Consider the following 17,504-nt stretch of genomic DNA (forward strand, 5'->3'; position numbering starts at 1 on the left):
CCGCCCCGCGCTCAGCCGGCGCAGGTCGGGTCGTCCGCGAGCGTCACCTCGGTCTTGTTGATCATCGGCGTGACCCGGACGGCCTGCTCGCCGAAGGTCGCGGCGGGGTCGGCGGCGGTGAAGCCGATCGTCACCGTCGTCGACTCGCCGGGGGCCAGCTGCACCGAGACGCGCGCGACCGGCCGGCCGAGGTCGTCGGTCGGGTCGAAGATCCGGGCCGCCTCGCCGAGCGGGTCGGACCAGGAGGCCTGCGCCTGCGAGGTCGTCGTGCCGGGAGGGCCGTAGACGTAGACGTTGGTGACGAAGTCGCCGAGCGGGAAGCGGTTCCCGCCGTTCGCCGCCACGTACTTGGGCAGCGTGCGCGCGACCTTCTCGGTGATCGTGTTGGTCAGCGTCACCTGGGTGGAGAAGCTCGTGCCGCCGGCGGCGCAGCGGTTCGTGCTCGACTGGGTGACCGCGGTGTCGAGGTAGTAGTCCATCTTCGAGCCGACCGACGCGTCCTGGAAGAACACGCCGGTGGTCGAGGTGTCGTCGTTGTCCGTCGGCAGGACCCCCGCGATCGGGGTCGGGGCGAGCAGCGCCTGCTCGTCCGGATCGGTGCTGTAGGCCAGGATCCGGCTCTCGCCGACGGCCTTCACGACGGCCGGGAGCATCTTGGACGGCTCCATGTCGCCGCCGAGGATCTTGCCGAGGATGGTGGCGCTGGCCTCCGAGAAGAAGGCGTCGGTCGCGTCGGCGACCGTCGCGTCCGAGTAGCGGAAGTAGACCTTGTTCAGCAGCGTCGAGACGGTGTTCTCGCTGGTCAGCTCGGTGCCGTCGGTGAGCGTCACCGGGCCGGTCGAGGCGAGCAGGTACTGCAGCGCCATCGGGTCGATCGCGAGCACGCCGTCGATCTTCTCCCCGGGGAACTTCTGCCCCCAGAACTGCGTCGCGATCGAGGCCGCGGTGGGGAAGTCGGGGCGGCTCGTCGACACGTTGAAGGTGGTGGCGAGGTTGCCGCCGAAGGTGTCGAGCGCGCTCTGGTCGACCGAGACCGACTGCAGTCCGCGGAAGTCCTGGCTCGACTGCTGCGTGCCGACCGTGATCGCGCCGCCGTCGATGTTCAGCTGCATCACCGAGGAGGCGCCGCCGCCCAGGGCCTGCGCCTCGGCGAGGTTCTGGAAGAGCACGAGGTAGCTGCGCGGTCCACTGGCGCCGAGGGCGTCGGGGAGGATCGCGGTGATCGGCTGGACCTGGTCCATCGCGCTGGTCGCCGTCTCGAGCTGCGGGGCGAACGCGTCGAGCGCGGAGGCGACCTGCGGCACGAGCGCGCCGCGGTCGATCCCCTCGACGCGGGACTGCGCCTCGTCGACGACGCCCTTGGCGACGGTGATCTTGTCGGAGAGAGCGGTGATCGCCGCGATGTCGACCCGGCCGTCGACCGGCTTGAGCACGTCGAGCGAGGTGGAGGAGAGCGGGGTGACGATCTTGCCCGAGACGTCGTCGGCGATCTCGGTCGCGGCGCGCACGGCGGAGAGGTTCGGGCCGAGGATTGGCACGATCTCCATCACCCGCCACACCGGGTCGTCGGTCTCGTCGCGCGCCTCGCCGGTGAGGGTGGCGATCTGCCCGGCGGTCGACTCCGCGCCCGCCGTGTCGAAGCCGGTGAGCTGGTCGGCGACCTGCGAGACCAGCGGGATGGCGGAGGTGAGCTTGGCGCGCACCGTCATGGCCTTGTCGTAGGTCTGCACCGCGAGGAGCACGGCCACGACCGCGCCGATCACGAGGACCAGCAGGACGGTCAGGGTGATCCAGAGGCCCCGTCTGCTGCGGCGAGGGGTGCCGGAGGCGCGGCGAGAGGAGGTCGTCGTGGTGCTCATTCGAGAGAGCCTAAGCGACGCCTGCTCGCAGACGGCGGTCGATCCGCGCCGTCGTCAACCCAGGAGGAGGGACACGGCGATGAGCACGGGCACCGCCGTGACGGTGGTCACCAGGGCCGTGTCGCGCGCCACGGCGACGCCGCGGTCGTAGCGGGAGGCGAAGTTGAAGATGTTCTGCGCGGTCGGCAGGGCGGCCGTGACGGTCACCGCGAAGAGGTGCTCGGCGTCGAGCGCGAAGGCGAAGCGGCCGAGCAGGTAGGCGGTCGCGGGCATCACCAGGGTCTTCAGGAGCGAGGCGACGGCGACCTCGATCCGCCCGGGCCCCGGCTCGAGCGGGCGCTGACCGCGCAGCGACATCCCGAACGCCATCAGCACCAGCGGGATCGAGGCGTTGCCGATGATCGAGAACGGCTCGAGCAGCGGCGCCGGCAGCTGCACCCCGGTGACCGAGACGACCAGGCCGAGCGCCGAGGCGATGATCATCGGGTTGCGCAGCGGCTGCGTGAGGATCCCGGTGACGGAGGCGCGCCCGCTCGTCGAGACGTCGAGCACCGTGAGGATCGTCGGCGCGAGCAGCAGCAGCTGGAGGAGCAGGGTCGGCGCGACCCACTGCGGGTCGCCGAGCACGTAGATCGCGACCGGCAGGCCGATGTTGTTGGCGTTCACGTAGGAGGCGGCGGCGGTGCCGATCACCGTCTCCGGTACCGGGCGGCGGAAGAACAGCCGGGAGGCGAGCAGGTAGAGCACCGCGACGATCGCGACCGTGATCAGCGACACCAGGAGGAAGGAGGAGAACAGCACCGTCACGTCGGCCCGGGCGAGCACCGTGAACAGCAGCGCCGGAGTCGTGACGAAGAACGCGATGCGGGTGAGGACGGCGCGGCCCTCGGGCGGGACCAGCCCGAATCGGGCGATGAGGTAGCCGACCGCGATGACGGTCCCGATGATCGCGAAGCCGGTGAGCACTCCCTCCACGGCGTCCTCCGTCTCGTCGGCGGAGCCTGGCGGCTCGCGGGCTGGGATCCTCGGCGCGGGTCGGCGCACCGCCTCCAGCCTAGGAGGCGCCGCCCGTTGCTCCTCCGCGGGGCCGGGCCTACGGTGGGCGCATGCCGCATCTCGAGGTCCCCGGAGCGACCCTGCACTGGGAGGCGGACGGCCACGCCTCCGCCCCCGCCCTCCTGCTCGTGCACGCGGGCATCACCGACCTGCGGATGTGGGACCCGGTCGTCACCGCGCTCGCGGAGGACCACCTCGTGATCCGCTACGACACCCGCGGCTTCGGCGAGACCCGGACGGACGACGTCGAGTTCGACCCGCGGCAGGACGCCCTCGACGTGCTCGAGCACCTCGGTGTCGAGCGCGCGACGGCGATCGGCTGCTCGCGCGGCGGCTCGCTCGTCCTCGACCTGACGCTCGAGCACCCGGACCGCGTCACCGGCCTGGTGCTGATCGCCCCCGGCGTCGGCGGCTTCCCCTACCCCGACCTCACCGAGGAGGAGGACCGCCGCTTCGACGAGATCGACGCGGTGCTGACCGCCGGCGACCACGAGCGCGTCGCGCGGATGGAGGCGGAGCTGTGGGCGTTCGGCCCCGACCGCGATCCCGCCTCGCTGGACCCCGCCTTCGTCGAGACCGTGCGCGAGCTCGCCCGCGGCCGGAGCGGCCACGAGGGCGAGAAGCCCCGGCCGACCGCGATCGAGCCGCCCGCCTACGACCGCGTCGTCGACATCGCGGTGCCCACGCTGGCGATGGTCGGCGCCCACGACGTCTCCGAGTCGCTCCCCGTGCACGCCTTCCTCTCGGCGACCGTGCCGGGCGCCGACGCCCACGTCTTCGAGGACGCGGCCCACCTGCCGAGCGTCGAGCGACCCGAGGAGTTCCTCGCCGCCCTGCGCCCGTGGCTGGCGTCCCACCGCCTCTGACGCGGGGCCGCCAACGGTCCGCCGCGGCGGACGCGCCCACGACGGCGCACAGTCATGCTGGTCGAGTAGCCCCGCAGGGGCGTATCGAGACCCACCGTCATCAGCAGGCGGACTCTGCAGACTCGACTTCTGACGCTGGTGGATCTCGATACGCCCGCTCCGCGGTCTACTCGATCAGCATGGGCGGGCCCAGCGCGGCGGAGAAGCGTGGACATCCCCGCACCCCTGCTGGTCGCGCAGCGCGCAGGGAAACGGGCGCGCCAGCGCGCAACGTGGTCGCGGTGCGTGCAGAGAACGGGTGCGACAGCGCGCCGTCATGCTGGTCGAGTAGCGCGCAGCGCGTATCGAGACCCCACTTTCCACAGAAGGGTGACGCACCCGCGACGCCGTCAGCGGTTCTTGAAGTAGCGGAACAGGTGCTTCTCGCGCGTCGTCAACACGCCGAGAACGACGCCCGTCCCCGCGCACAGCACGGCGACGGCCGGCGTCCGAAGGCCCTGGATCAGGGTCGCCGCTGCGTCGACAGGCGGACCGGTGCTCGAGAAGAACAGGGCGACGGCGAGGCCCGCCGACCCGACCGGGATCAGCCACGCGAGCGACTCCAGCAGCAGGACCGCCAGCACCTCGACCCGGTGCACGCGCGAGTGCAAGGCGGAGGCGAGCTCGACCCGGCGCAGGGCGGTCACCGCCCAGCACGAGGATGCTGAAGATCAGAAGTCTGGCGACGAGGGAATGATCCAGGCGGCGAGGTCTACAGCGCTGGCGCCTGTGTCCCCGAGGGCGCGGGCCAGCGCGGGAGAGACGAAGCGGACCAGTGCGCTGGAGCGGAGGCGGCCGCGTGGATCGATGAAGCGTCCGATGTGGAGGGTCTCCCGGCCGACGCCGTCGCTCTCGAAGATGCGGTCGATGGCGTCGAGCGTCTGGAGTCCCCAGGGGGAATGAACCACCAGAAAGGAGTCGCCCAGGACACGGCGGAGACCGCGGCGGACCGGCTCCGGATCAGTGGCACTCGCGATCCCGAACCACCCGCGTTCGTCGCAGTGGGCGACGTAGGACACGAGCCCGGACTCGCGGAGACCGTCGACGACAGCCATCACGTCCACCGCGAGGACTTCCGCTCTCGTCGTCCGGCCGCCGGCGACGAGAGGAGGCTCGGCACGGTCGCCGAGAGCGTCCGGGAATCGCACCGGCTCTCGGAACGGGACGATGCGGGCCTCGGTGATTCCTTCGCCCCGCCAGACGCCCTCGACCGTGACGACGTCGACGCAGGCGGGAGCGGACTCGAGAGTCAGCGGAACGCTCGGCGCCGCCTGCTCGACGACGATGTCGTAGAGGCCGGCGCCCACTGCGGCGAGGCGGAGTCCCCCGGCCACTCGCTTCAGCCGACCGGTGGCGACGACGCCATCGCCGGCTGCGACGACGAGCGAGGAGATCGGTCGGAGATCCCCGTCCTGGGCGCTCATAGCCCAGCCAGCCCCGTCGATTTCGCCGTCCGCGTCGTACCCATACATGGATGATAGGAACATGGGGTCGCGATGTCGACCGTGGCGCGTCACGACCGGCGCTCCTGCTGCTCGAGGAATGCGCAGCGCGTGTCGCGCCGGCGTTCTGCAGGAGAGCCGATCTCGATACGCCCGCTGCGCGGGCTACTCGATCAGCATGGACGGGGCCCAGCGCGGCCGAGACGCGTGAACATCCCGGCACCCCGGCTGGTCGCGGAGCGCGCAAGGACCGGGCGCGCCAGCGCGCGATTCGGGCGCGGAGCGCGCAGAGAACGGGCGCGCCAGCGCGCCATCATGCTGGTCGAGTGGCGCGCAGCGCGTATCGAGACCCCACGCACTGCAGAACGGTGGATCTCGATACGCCCGCTGCGCGGGCTACTCGATCAGCATGATCGGCCCATCGCCGGCGCGAGCGCGCCGCTCCTACGCCACGTCGGCGAGGTCGAACGCCCAGTCGGCGTAGAGGACGGGCGGGTCGCCCGCCTCCACGACGTCGACGCGGTCGAAGCCGGCCTCGACGCAGATCGCGCTGTCCTCCGCGTCGTCCGCGGGGACGTACGCGTGCACGAAGCGCGGCAGCGGGAACGCCGCCGCCTCCTCGAGGAGCAGGCGCACGGAGCGCGTCACGACGCCGCGATCGCGGGCTGTGGGAGCGATGCTCCAGCCCGTCTCGTAGGCGAGGGTGCCACGCGAGTGGCCGTACCAATAGCCGATGGAGCCGACGCAGTGCCCGTCGAGCTCGATCGCGTAGAAGAAACCGCTCCCCTCGGCCCAACCGCGCAGGTAGCGGTCGTGCCGGTCGAGGAACTCGCCTTCTGTCTCGAGATGCTCCCCGGACTCCGCGAGATCGCTGCGGAGCGCGGTGACGTCCGTCTGCGGCCAGGGCAGGAGTCGGAGGGTCTCGGACTGCTGATCGATGCTGACTGTTCTGTGGTCGCTTCCGGGTTCGGGTCCCGTCACGCGATCCGATCCTTCCTCTTGAAGGTGGACCGACGCCCTGCCGCTCCGCCAGGTGTTCGGAGTCGCAGGTCGATCGGATGGCCGCCGGGTGTGCGCAGCCGAGATGTCCGCACCATCTTCGACCCCTGGGAGGAGCCTTGGCGGGAACCTCGCGAATCTAGCCCCGGAAGGGGGGTGCTACCTGCGAAAAGGCTGGTCGCGGGCTGATATCGGGCGCCGATTCGCCCGTCGATCCGCGCAGAAGGGTCCGTTTCGGCGGAGTCGTGCGCCACGGTCGCCGACCTCGCGGATTCGCTCCGGGCCCACGCAAGAAAAGCGCGCGCCGCGGCCCATACGCTCGGGGATGGGCCGGATCCGGCCCGAACCACCCGGTTATACGAGCGTGAGGAGGATCACCATGTCGCAATTCGTGCAGAGCACCGTCGTCGGAGAACCCGAGGTCGTCGAGGACCGCATCGAGACCTCCCGCGCCTGGCTCCGCCTCAAGGCCGCGGCCACTGCGCTCCAGCCGCTCCAGACGCAGGACGGCTCGCTGGCCGACCCGGACCGCCTGGACGACGCCCGCGCCGAGATCGAGCACCTCGTCGACGCGATCCGCGCCCTCGCGCCCGCCTTCCCGCACGACGCCGCCTACCTCGAGGCGCTCGTCGTCGACTTCGAGCGCTGGAGCGCCGAGGGCCTCGGCGTCCCGGACTTCCTCGACTCGCTGCAGGCGTTCCAGCCGCAGCTCGACCGCGTCGACGGGCTGCGCCACCTGGTCGTCTTCCCGATGCTCACGCAGAACGGCAGCCGCGACCGGCACGTCGAGGCCGTGCTCGTCGAGGTCGTCTGGCCGCGCTTCGTCGCCGAGCTCGAGGCGGGCGACTACTCGAACGCGCTGTTCGTGCCGGTGCGCTTCGTCGACTTCACCGCCGGCTACGACACGGACAGCGCCGTGCTCTTCCCCGAGACCGTCGCGATGCGCGCCGTCCCCGCCTTCACCTGGGGGGCGATCTTCGCGGACCGCGAGGCCGCGCGCTTCCGCCGCGTCGTCTCGGCCGCGGCGGAGATCACCCGGCTGGAGCTGCCGGCGGACGCGCGCCGGATGCTCGAGGATCAGCACACCGCGGAGGAGGCCTTCGTGATGTGGGACCTCATCCACGACCGCACCCACATGCGCGGCGACCTGCCGTTCGACCCGTTCATGATCAAGCAGCGGATGCCGTTCTTCCTCTACTCGCTCGAGGAGCTGCGCTGCGATCTGACCGCGTTCCGCGAGTCCGTCGCGATCGAGCGGCGCCTGGCCGGCCAGGAGCACCGCGACGGCGAGGAGGAGGCGCTCTCGGCGCGGGCGCGCTTGGTCCAGTACGCGATCCTCTTCGACCGGCTGTTCCGCTTCCCGCTGACCGGCTCGCGGGTGCGCAACTACGACGGGCTCGGCGGCCAGCTGCTCTTCGCCTGGCTGCACCAGCACGGCGTCCTGCACTGGACCGACACCCGGCTCGCCTTCGAGTGGGACAGCGTCGCCGACGTCGTCGTCGCGCTCTCGGACGCCATCGACGAGCTCTACTGGCGCTCGATCGACCGGCCGAAGACCGCGCACTGGCTCGCCGCCTACGCGCTTGTCGCGGCGACGGTGACGCCGCACCCCGCCTCCGCCTGGGCGCGCGGGCTGCCGGACGAGGTGCTCCTCGGCGCTCCGCGCGGGCTGACCGACGCGGTGCTGGACGACGAGTTCCCGCTGTCCATGTTCTACGAGGCCCTCGGCAAGAAGATGGGCGACGTGATCGCGTCGACCGCGGGCATCACCGGGCGGGACTGACCGTGCCGGCACTCCTTCCGCTCCGGCCCGACCGGGGCGGGAGGAGCGTCATGCGGCGACTCGCGCGTCGGCTTGCCCGACCGTCGTCGGTTAGCGTGGGGCGCATGCCTTCTGGCGCCGTCGCTGCCGACCCCTTCGATGCGGGCTGGACCCGGCGCGCGCCGTCCCGCGCCGCGTACGTCCGCGACTCCGTCGCCGCGGGCGTCCTGCTGGCGGCGACGCTCCTCTCGGTCGCCCTCTACACCTCGGCGGGCTTCACCGACGCCGCGCACCCCGCCGTGAGTACGCTCTGGGCGCTCGCGATGACCCTCCCGCTGGCCCTGCGCCGGCGGTTCCCGTCGACCGTGGCGGTCGCGCTCACCGCGGTCTACGCCCTCGGGCTGATCCTCCAGGTGCCCGAGTCGCTGTTCAACCAGATCTGCCTGTACCTCGCGCTCTACACGGTCGGGGCCTGGAGTCGCGACCGGCGTCTCGCGCTCGTCGTGCGCACGGTGATCGCGGTCGGCATGCTCGGCTGGCTGATCGTCACCCTCGCCACCGGCGCGCCGGTGAGCAGTCCGCTCCCGGCCGAGGAGTCCGCGGGGCTGCTCCCGCCGTACATCGCGGAGTCGGCGCTGGCCGTCGTCGCGAACCTGCTCTACTTCGGCAGCGCCTACGTCTTCGGCGACGCGTCCTGGCAGTCGGCGCGGCGGCTGGAGGCGCTCGAGGCGCGCACGGCCGAGCTCGACGACGAGCGGGAGCGCTCCTCCCGCCAGGCCGTCTCCTCGGAGCGGCTGCGCATCGCCCGCGAACTGCACGACGTCGTCGCCCACCACGTCAGCGTGATGGGCGTGCAGGCGGGGGCGGCTCGGCGGGTGCTCGCGCGCGATCCGGAGCGGGCGGCGACGGCGCTGAGCGCGATCGAGAGCGACGCGCGCTCGGCGATCGAGGAGCTCCACCGCATCCTGATCGCCCTCCGCACCGAGGACACGGCCCTCGACCCGCACACCGATGCGGCCTCGACCCGCGGAGTGGCGCAGCTCGAGGAGCTCGTCGTCGCCGCGACGGGCTCCGGTCTGCCCGCCGTGTTCCTCACCGTCGGGGAGCCGCGTGACATCCCGGCGACCGCGGGCCTCAGCCTCTACCGGATCGCGCAGGAGTCGCTCACGAACGTCCGCAAGCACGCGGGGCGCGGGGCGACCGCCGAGGTGCGCTTGCGCTACCTCGAGGACGCCGTCGAGCTCGAGGTCGCCGACGACGGGGGCGAGGGAGCGCAGCCCGTGGCCGCGACGTCGTGCGGCCTGGGGCACACCGGCATGATCGAGCGCGCGGCGGCCGTCGGCGGCACGGTCGAGACAGGGCCGAGCGGCTCGGGCTACCTGGTGCGCGCCCGCGTCCCTCTGACGAGCGTCCGCGCGGGGGCCGGGGAGCAGGTAGCGTCGTCCGAGGTGTCGTGGGGGCGCCGGGAGCGAGCGAGCGGGGGGCGCGCATGACGGCCGATGTCCGGGTGCTGCTCGTCGACGACCAGGAGCTCGTCCGCGCCGGCTTCCGCACCATCCTCGAGTCCGAGCCGGGGATCGTCGTCGTCGGCGAGGCCCGCACCGGGATCGAGGCGATCGAGCGCGCCTCCGAGCTGTGCCCGGACGTCATCTGCATGGACGTGCAGATGCCCGGGATGGACGGCCTCGCCGCGACCCGCGAGATCGTCAAGGATCCGCGCCTGTGCTCCAGCGTCCTCATCCTGACCACCTTCGACCGCGACGACTACCTCTTCGAGGCGCTGTCCTCCGGAGCGAGCGGCTTCCTGCTCAAGAACGCGTCCCCGGAGGCGCTGGTCGAGGCCGTGCAGGTCGTGGCGCGCGGCGACGCGATGCTCGCCCCCGACGTGACCCGCCGCGTGCTCGAGCGCTTCGCGACGGCGCCGGCCCGGGCCGCCGAGGTGCACCCCGGCATCGAGGAGCTCACCGACCGCGAGCGCGAGGTGCTGGTGCACCTGGCCCGCGGCTCGTCCAACGCCGAGATCGCCGCCGAGCTCTTCGTCGGCGAGGCGACCGTGAAGACGCACGTGTCCAAGATCCTGATGAAGCTGCGCGTCCGCGACCGCATCCAGGCCGTCGTCTTCGCCTACGAGCACGGGATCGCGGTGCCGGGGCGGTCCTGACCGATCCGGTCCGGGCGGCGTCCGATCGTGCCCGACGCGACGCGTGCGTGCCCGTTCGGGCGTCAGCGCCGCGGCTGGGCCGGGGCCGGACGTGGCGGGATTCGACGGACGAACTCCATGCGGATGTCGGGGACGATCTTCCGGTCGAGCACGACGGTCATGTAGCGGCCGTCGACCCGGGCGCCGATGGCGACCACGTCGGGGTCGGTGTCGACGCGGTAGCCGCGCAGCGCCTCGCCGTCGACGACGACCGGGACGCCGCGCACGACGTCCTCGTCGCGGAGGGCGGCGGCGACCACCGGCATGCCGCCGCGGCGGGTGCGGACGCGGCCGGGGAAGGTGTTGCGGAGCACGTCGCCCATGTGCGCGGCGAGGCGCGACTCCAGCGGCCGGCTGCGCTCGGCGGGGATCGGCACGGAGGTGCGGACCGCCTCCCACAGCACGGGGTAGCGCATCCGGGTGACCTGGTCGACCATCCACGGCGGGAGGTGATCGTTCTCGGCGCGCTCGATCGCGCGCTTCTGCTCCGGGGTGAGCGGGACGTGGTTGACCGGGTCGGCGCGATTGCGCGGATTCTTGTAGAACGAGTAGGAGAGGGAGATCTCGACGAAGCGTCCGAGCGCCATGGTCTGGGCTGCCGCGAACTCCTCGAGACGGGGCTGCGGGGCGAACGCGAGGACGGGATCGCCGAAGCGAGCCGCGATCTCGTCCACCCCGGGAGGGGCGGGCATGTCGCGGACCGCCCCCGAAGTGTCCATGCGCATAGGACAAGAGTGGCCTGCCGCTCACCCGATACCAACTTCTTGACGGCAATCGGCTTTCGCGGGAGAGAGCGTTCACGCGATGGAAACACGGGCGTCAGCGGCGCGCGCTCCCCAGGATCGAGCGGCGACGGGCTGCGAGGATGGGGGGATGAGCGCTCTGCACGATCCCGACCTCCGCGGTTTCGCCTCCGACAACTACTCCGGTGTGCACGAGGAGGTGCTCGCTGCGATCGCGGCCGCGAACGGTGCTCACCAGGTCGCGTACGGCGAGGACGTCTACACCGCGGAGCTCCAGCGCGTCTTCCGCCGCGAGTTCGGCGAGCAGGCGGAGGCGTTCCCCGTCTTCAACGGAACCGGGGCGAACGTGACCGGTCTGCAGTCGATGCTGCCCCGCTGGGGAGCGGTCGTCTCGGCCGGCACCGCCCACATCAACTCGGACGAGGGCGGGGCCCCCGAGAAGGTCGGCGGGATCAAGATCCTCACCGTCGACAGCCCCGACGGGAAGCTCACACCCGCGCTGGTGGACGAGCAGGCCTGGGGCTTCGGCGACGAGCACCGCGCTCAGCCGCTGGTCGTCTCGATCACGCAGTCGACCGAGCTCGGCACCGTCTACACACCCGAGGAGGTGCGCGCTCTCGCCGACCAGGCCCACGAACGGGGGATGCGGCTCCACATGGACGGCGCGCGGATCGCGAACGCCGGAGCGGCCCTCGGACTGCCCCTCCGGGCCTTCACCAGCGACGCCGGAGTCGACGTGCTCTCCTTCGGCGGCACCAAGAACGGGATGCTGCTCGGCGAGGCGATCGTCGTGCTCGACCCCGAGGCGTCCAGCGGGCTGACCTTCCTCCGCAAGACCAACATGCAGCTGTCCTCGAAGATGCGCTTCCTCTCGGCGCAGCTGCTCGCGATGCTCGGCGAGGACGGCGAGGCGGAGCCGCTCTGGCTGCGCTCGGCACGGCACGCGAACGCGATGGCCGCGCGGCTGCGCTCGCAGCTGGACGAGGCCGTGGCGGCGGGGCGGATCACCGGGCTCGCCTTCACCCAGCCGACGCAGGCGAACGCGGTGTTCGCGACGCTGCCCGCGGGAGTGGCGGACCGCCTCCGCGCCGCCTACCGCTTCTACGACTGGAACCCGGCGACGGGCGAGGTGCGCTGGGTCTGCTCGTTCGACACCGGCGAGGACGACATCGACGCGTTCACGGCGGCGATCGAGCGCGAGCTGGCGGCGTGAGGACGCGCGCCGTCGGGGCGGGGGCGGCGCTGCTCGTCGCGATCGGGCTGCTCGCGGGCTGCACGGCGGCCGAGCCGGAGGCCGGCGGGACGGCGTCCGAGTCGGCGCCTCCCACGGCCTCCGCGTCGCCCGCCCCGAGCCGCTCCTCGGCCGCCCGGCTCGACTGCGACGCCCTGCTGCCGGTCGCGCGCGCCTCGAGCGCCCTCGGGATCGCAGCCGGCTCGCTCGAGGGGACGCGGGACGAGGCGGTGCGCTCCTCGGCCGAGCTGATCCGCGAGTCGGCGCAGGAGAACGGCGGACTGCTGACCTGCGCCTGGTACGAGGAGGACGGCACCGCGTCGATCGTCGCCTCCGCGGCGGAGGACGCGGCGGACGCCTTCGCCGCGGCCGGTCTCTCCGGCGGAACGCGCCTCGCGACCGATGTCGAGGCCTACAGCGCCTGCTCCGTCGAGGTCTGCTCCGTCGATCTGCTCACCGGCTCGACCTGGGTGACGCTCGCGCTGACCGGCTCGCCGGCCGACGCCGATCTCACCGCACTCGCCACGGCCACCGCCGCGGCCGCCGACGGCCGGCTCGACGAGCCCGTCACCGCGACCGCTCCGGTCTGCGCCGAGGTGCTGACCGGCGAGCAGCTGGCGACGACGGCCGGGCTGGTCGAGGCCACTCCGGGCACCGGGACCGAGGGCGTCACGCCGTCGACGGCCTCCGCCGCGGCCGCCGCCCGCGCGGGCTACGCCTCGTGCACCTGGACCGACGCGACCAGCAGCAGCTACGCGGGCCTGAGCGTCGACGTGCTGCCGAACGGCGAGGACGGCTGGCGCAACCTCTCCCTGACGACCGGGCTCGCCGTCACGCTCACTCCGCTCGACGGCCTCGGCGACCGGGCGCTCTCGGGCTGCGGCGGCGGCTCGTGCGAGGTCGACGTGCTGGCCGATGACACGTGGTGGCGCGTGCTCGTGACGGGCGACGCGGCCCGAGCCGAGTCCGTGGCGCGAGCGGTCATCGCCGGCTGATCCCCCGCCGCGAGATGCCACTTGTGCACGCCTTCTCCGGCGTGTCGCGTGCACAAGTGGCATCTCGCGGGAAAGAGGGGGACGTTCAGCGGCGCCAGTACTCGTAGTGCGAGGACTCGCGGCAGCCGAGGGACGCGTAGAGGCGGCGGGCGGCGGCGTTGTCGGCGAGCACCTGGATCCACAGGCGGTCGACGCCTCGTGCGGCGGCCTGCTCGAGCAGGGCGCGGAGGAGAGTAGCGGCGTGGCCGCGGCGGCGCGCGTCCGGGCGGGTGGCCAGGGCGAACAACCCGCACCAGCGCTCGCCGTCCTCGGCGGTCGCCCAGGAGAGCCGGCCGCAGGCGGCGGGGCCGCTCGCGTCGCGCAGCAGGGCGTAGGCGGAGTCGCAGCCCGCGAGGATCCGCTCGGCGATCCCGCGCTCGGCGTCGCCGCCGCGGCCGTCGACCGACCACCAGAGCGACAGCCACTCCTCACCGGGCGCCTCCGTCGTCTCGACCGACTCCGCGGCCTCCGTGGCGGCGGGACCGAGCGCGGCGAGCGCCTCCGTCACGGAGCCGGTGAGGACGAGGGTGCGCTCATGCCCGGCGTAGCCGCGGCGGGCGAGCCGCGCGGGCAGGTCGGCGGGGAGCGTCGCGGGGCCGAGCTGGAAGAGCGGCGGGATCCCCTGCTCGCGCGCGAACTCCTCCGCTGCGGTGATCGCCTGGTCCACGTCCTCGACGGGACCGGAGGTGAGCACCGAGTTGGCGCGCTTCGTGACGCCGCCGGCCGCGCGCAGCCACCAGCCGGCGAGCGCTCGGCGCTCGAGGGGTGGCCAGGCGTCGGCGGCGAGGCGGTCGAGGAGGCGCGGATCCATCCGTCCACGCTAGCGGCGGCCCCGAGCCGGGCTCCTCGACACAGCATCCGGCTCGACACAGGATCCGGCTCGGGACGCGACCACCGACTCGGGACGGGTCCTCCGGCTCGGGGAGACGGCTCCGGCTCGCAGGATCACTGCGATCGGACGAGCCGAGGCGGATCCTGCGAGCCGGAGCACGCGGTGCAGGTGGTGCGGGGAGCTACATGTTGATCATGTGGCCCTTGAGGCCGTGGAAGCCCTCCTGGAGCGCCTCCGACAGCGTCGGGTGGGTGTGCACGTTGCGGGCCAGCTCGGTCGCCGTGAGGTCCCACTTCTGCGCGAGCGTGAGCTCGGGGAGCAGCTCGGACACGTCCGGGCCGATCATGTGGGCGCCGAGGAGCTCGCCGTACTGCTTGCTCGCGATGAGCTTGACGAAGCCGGTCGGCTCGCCGAGGCCGTGGGCCTTGCCGTTGGCCATGAACGGGAAGGTCGAGACGGTGATCTCGTGGCCCTCGTCGGTCGCCTGCTTCTCGGTGAGACCGAAGGAGGCGATCTGCGGCTGGCAGAAGGTGGCGCGCGGCATCATCCGGTAGTCGCCGAGGGTCTGGGTCTCGGCTCCGGCGATGGTCTCCGCGGCGACGACGCCCTGCGCCTCCGCGACGTGCGCGAGCTGCAGCTTGGCGGTGACGTCGCCGATCGCGTAGATGTGCGGGACGTTGGTGCGCATGTACTCGTCGATGCCGATGGCGCCGCGCTCGGTGACCTCGACGCCCGTCTTCTCGAGGCCGAAGCCCTCGACGCGCGGGACCCAGCCGATCGACATGAGGACCTTGTCGACCTCGAGGGTCGACTGCGTGCCGTCCTTGCCGGTGTAGGTGACGGTGACGTAGCCGTCCTTGTCGACGACCGACTCGACCTTGGTCGAGGTGAGGATCTCGACGCCGAGCTTCTTGTACTGCTTCTGGATCTCCTTGGAGACGTCCGGGTCCTCGTTGGGGAGGGCGCGGTCCATGAACTCGATGATCGTCACGTCGACGCCGTAGTTCTTGAGGACGTAGGCGAACTCCATGCCGATCGCGCCGGCGCCCACGATGGCCATCGTGTCGGGCAGCTCGCGGGTCATGATCTGCGTCTCGTAGGTGACGACGTTCTCGGAGAGCTCGACGCCGGGGAGGAGGCGGACGCTCGCGCCGGTCGCGATGATCGCGTCGTCGAAGGTGAGCGACTCGGAGCCGCCCTTGGTGAGCTGCACGTCGAGGCCCTGCGGGCCGGTGAAGGAGCCGGTGCCGTCGAACTCGGTGATCTTGTTCTTCTTCATCAGGAAGTGGACGCCCTTGGTGCGTCCGTCCGCGACGGTGCGGCTGCGGTCGAAGGCCACGCCGAAGTCGAAGGAGACGTCGCCCGAGATGCCGAACTGCTTCGCCTGCGCGTGGAAGATGTGGGCGAGCTCCGCGTTGCGCAGGAGGGCCTTGGAGGGGATGCAGCCCACGTTGAGGCAGACACCGCCCCAGTACTTCTTCTCGACGATGGCGACGGACTTGCCGAGCTGGGCGGCACGGATCGCGGCCACGTATCCACCGGGGCCTGCCCCCAGGACGACGACGTCGAAGTGCTGGGCCATGGATGTTCCTCCAGAGTGATGAGTTGTCGCGCGCGGGGAGCCACGCCGTCTCCCAGGGTACCGTTCCGCACCGACAGGACCCCGTGCTCCTCCGTGGGCGAACGCGCTCGTCGGGAATGCCGGCGGGCGGTCCGCGGTTGACTGCGTGGGGCGACGAGGCCCTCCCTGCTCGGCACCATCCCCGGAGAGAAGCACCCATGACCGACACCGCCACCCGCACCGCCTCGACCAGCGCCCCGATCCTCGACGTGCTGGCCGAGCGCTGGAGCCCCCGCTCCTACGACGCCACCGCCGTGATCGCGGACGAGACGCTGACCTCGCTGCTCGAGGCCGCCCGCTGGTCCCCCTCCGCCGGCAACTCGCAGCCGTCGCGCTTCATCGTCGCGCGCCGCGGGACGCCCGAGTTCGACAGCATCGTCGGCACCCTGGTCGGCTTCAACGCCACGTGGGCCGGCTCGGCCGCCGCGCTGATCGTCGCGCTCGCCGAGACCGTCGACGAGAAGGGCGAGGCGCGCCCGTGGGCCGTCTACGACCTCGGCCAGGCCGTCGCCCACCTCAGCGTGCAGGCGCACCACGAGGGACTGCACGTGCACCAGATGGCCGGCTTCGACAAGGACGGCGTCCGGACGGCGTTCGGCGTCGACGCGCGCTTCGACCCCGTGACCGTCGCCGCCGTGGGCGTGCTGGCCGGCCCCGAGGCGCTCTCGAACGACGTGCTGCGCGAGCGCGAGACCGCGCCCCGCACGCGCCTCCCGCTCGAGGAGCTCGTGCTCGTCCAGGCGTAGTCCGCTCCCCCGAGGCCCCGTCGGCCGCCGCTCCGCGGTGCCGGCGGGGCCTTCGTCGTTCGGGGCCCGTGGCGCGGCGCCCGCTGTGTTACTCCGCGTTTCGTCATGGAATCGGAGGAGTCGGCGCTCGTCCGTACGATCGGACGGGTCCGCCCGCCCGCCCCGCCTCGGAGCCCTCATGACCGGAACGCCCGCCCGCACGAGCCTCGCCTTCGACGCCGCGCTCGGGCAGTCGGCGTTCCCGGTGCGCTTCGACGGGGTCGGCCGCACCTTCGCCCCGGGCGCCCCCGTCCTCGCCGACGTCTCGCTCGATGTGCGGGCCGGCGAGGTGATCGCGATCCTCGGCCCGAGCGGCTGCGGCAAGTCGACGCTGCTCCGGATCGCGGCCGGTCTCGACACGGCGAGCGCCGGCAGCGTGCTGATCGACGACTCGCCCGTCTCCGGCATCGACCCGCGCTGCGCGGTGGCGTTCCAAGAGCCGCGGCTGCTGCCCTGGCGCTCCCTCGCGGCGAACGTGGCGCTCGGACTGCCCCGCGGCACCTCGCGCGAGGCGGGCCGCACCGCGGTCGACGAGCTGCTCTCGCTCGTCGGGCTGACCGCGCACGCCGGCTCCCGGCCGCGCGAGGTGTCCGGCGGCATGGCCCAGCGCGCCTCGCTCGCCCGCGCCCTCGCCCGCAACCCCGGTGTGCTGCTGCTGGACGAGCCGTTCGGAGCGCTCGACGCGCTGACCCGCCTGCGGATGCAGGACCTGCTGCTCGAGGTGCACGCCGCCGCTCCCGCGACGATCCTGCTCGTCACCCACGACGTGGACGAGGCGCTGCAGCTGGCCGACCGCATCGTGCTGCTCGGCCGCGACGAGCCGGGCGGCGTCTCTCGCATCCGGCAGATCATGACGGTCCTCGGCGCCCGGCCCCGAGACCGGGGCTCCGCCGAGCTCGCCGAGCGGCGGGTCGAGCTGCTCGAGGGTCTCGGGATCGAGCGGCACTAGGCCGTCCCGGACCCGCTCCCCCGCTCCTCCCCAGGCGGTGATCCCGCTGTCCGTCCACGGATCCCGCCGCTCGCGGGCATCCCTCC

The 17,504-nt window shown here is 72.5% G+C and carries 16 protein-coding genes; 8 read left to right on the top strand and 8 right to left on the bottom strand.

Annotated features, from left to right (window positions below):
* Positions 1-11: 11 nt before the first annotated feature.
* Both HRK28_RS14225 and HRK28_RS14230 read right to left on the bottom strand, forming a co-directional pair.
* On the bottom strand, positions 12-1,859 hold the full coding sequence (locus HRK28_RS14225) for a DUF4012 domain-containing protein (RefSeq protein WP_173252090.1): 1,848 nt from the start codon (positions 1,857-1,859) through the stop codon (positions 12-14).
* 54 nt (positions 1,860-1,913) lie between these two features.
* Entirely contained in the window at positions 1,914-2,834 is a 921-nt protein-coding gene (locus HRK28_RS14230) for an AEC family transporter (RefSeq protein WP_173252091.1), read from the bottom strand.
* Between the two features lie 131 nt (positions 2,835-2,965).
* Here HRK28_RS14230 and HRK28_RS14235 point away from each other — a divergent pair, with 131 nt between their 5' ends.
* Entirely contained in the window at positions 2,966-3,781 is an 816-nt protein-coding gene (locus HRK28_RS14235; protein ID WP_173252092.1) for an alpha/beta fold hydrolase, read from the top strand.
* A 389-nt stretch (positions 3,782-4,170) separates the two neighbouring features.
* On the opposite strand, the gene HRK28_RS14240 is transcribed toward HRK28_RS14235, so the two are convergent.
* The 3 genes from HRK28_RS14240 to HRK28_RS14250 all read right to left on the bottom strand — a co-directional run bounded on the left by HRK28_RS14240 (position 4,171) and on the right by HRK28_RS14250 (position 6,243).
* Positions 4,171-4,467: a hypothetical protein gene (locus HRK28_RS14240; protein WP_173252093.1), complete on the bottom strand. Its 297-nt coding sequence runs from the start codon at positions 4,465-4,467 to the stop codon at positions 4,171-4,173.
* 24 nt (positions 4,468-4,491) lie between these two features.
* The gene (locus tag HRK28_RS14245; protein WP_173252094.1) at positions 4,492-5,337 is read right to left on the bottom strand and encodes a hypothetical protein; all 846 of its coding nucleotides are present in this window, start codon (positions 5,335-5,337) and stop codon (positions 4,492-4,494) included.
* A 369-nt stretch (positions 5,338-5,706) separates the two neighbouring features.
* Entirely contained in the window at positions 5,707-6,243 is a 537-nt protein-coding gene (locus HRK28_RS14250; protein WP_160085941.1) for a GNAT family N-acetyltransferase, read from the bottom strand.
* A gap of 397 nt (positions 6,244-6,640) precedes the next feature.
* Between HRK28_RS14250 and HRK28_RS14255 the strand changes: the two genes are divergently transcribed.
* From HRK28_RS14255 to HRK28_RS14265, 3 genes are all read left to right on the top strand, one after another.
* Positions 6,641-8,044 carry a DUF6421 family protein gene (locus tag HRK28_RS14255; RefSeq protein ID WP_173252095.1) on the top strand — a complete coding sequence of 468 codons (1,404 nt, stop codon included), beginning with the start codon at positions 6,641-6,643 and terminating at the stop codon, positions 8,042-8,044.
* A 104-nt stretch (positions 8,045-8,148) separates the two neighbouring features.
* Complete coding sequence (locus HRK28_RS14260; RefSeq protein ID WP_173252096.1) at positions 8,149-9,516, top strand: sensor histidine kinase; 1,368 nt, start codon at positions 8,149-8,151, stop codon at positions 9,514-9,516.
* Positions 9,513-10,184 (top strand): response regulator transcription factor, encoded by a 672-nt coding sequence (locus tag HRK28_RS14265; protein WP_160085948.1) that lies wholly within the window; start codon positions 9,513-9,515, stop codon positions 10,182-10,184. Before HRK28_RS14260 ends, HRK28_RS14265 begins: the two co-directional genes overlap by 4 nt.
* Positions 10,185-10,246: 62 nt before the next feature.
* Here HRK28_RS14265 and HRK28_RS14270 read toward each other — a convergent pair whose 3' ends face one another.
* On the bottom strand, positions 10,247-10,942 hold the full coding sequence (locus HRK28_RS14270; RefSeq protein WP_159421748.1) for a hypothetical protein: 696 nt from the start codon (positions 10,940-10,942) through the stop codon (positions 10,247-10,249).
* 154 nt (positions 10,943-11,096) lie between these two features.
* On the opposite strand from HRK28_RS14270, the gene HRK28_RS14275 reads away from it, so the two are divergent.
* Positions 11,097-12,179, top strand: coding sequence for a low specificity L-threonine aldolase (locus HRK28_RS14275; protein ID WP_160085950.1), 1,083 nt, complete (start codon positions 11,097-11,099; stop codon positions 12,177-12,179).
* Entirely contained in the window at positions 12,176-13,192 is a 1,017-nt protein-coding gene (locus HRK28_RS14280; RefSeq protein WP_160085952.1) for a hypothetical protein, read from the top strand. The genes HRK28_RS14275 and HRK28_RS14280 overlap by 4 nt, the downstream gene beginning before the upstream one ends.
* 85 nt (positions 13,193-13,277) lie before the next feature.
* On the opposite strand, the gene HRK28_RS14285 is transcribed toward HRK28_RS14280, so the two are convergent.
* Positions 13,278-14,042, bottom strand: coding sequence for an N-acetyltransferase (locus HRK28_RS14285; protein WP_173252097.1), 765 nt, complete (start codon positions 14,040-14,042; stop codon positions 13,278-13,280).
* Positions 14,043-14,244: 202 nt separating this feature from the next.
* A complete protein-coding gene (lpdA, locus tag HRK28_RS14290) occupies positions 14,245-15,645 on the bottom strand; it encodes a dihydrolipoyl dehydrogenase (RefSeq protein ID WP_123706034.1) in 1,401 nt (466 codons plus the stop codon).
* Between the two features lie 197 nt (positions 15,646-15,842).
* Here lpdA and HRK28_RS14295 point away from each other — a divergent pair, with 197 nt between their 5' ends.
* Complete coding sequence (locus HRK28_RS14295; protein WP_173252098.1) at positions 15,843-16,430, top strand: nitroreductase family protein; 588 nt, start codon at positions 15,843-15,845, stop codon at positions 16,428-16,430.
* 178 nt (positions 16,431-16,608) lie between these two features.
* A complete protein-coding gene (locus HRK28_RS14300) occupies positions 16,609-17,418 on the top strand; it encodes an ABC transporter ATP-binding protein (RefSeq protein ID WP_173252099.1) in 810 nt (269 codons plus the stop codon).
* The last annotated feature ends 86 nt before the right edge of the window (positions 17,419-17,504 follow it).

The sequence above is a fragment of the Rathayibacter sp. VKM Ac-2835 genome, from assembly GCF_013266705.1.
GTDB lineage: Bacteria > Actinomycetota > Actinomycetes > Actinomycetales > Microbacteriaceae > Rathayibacter.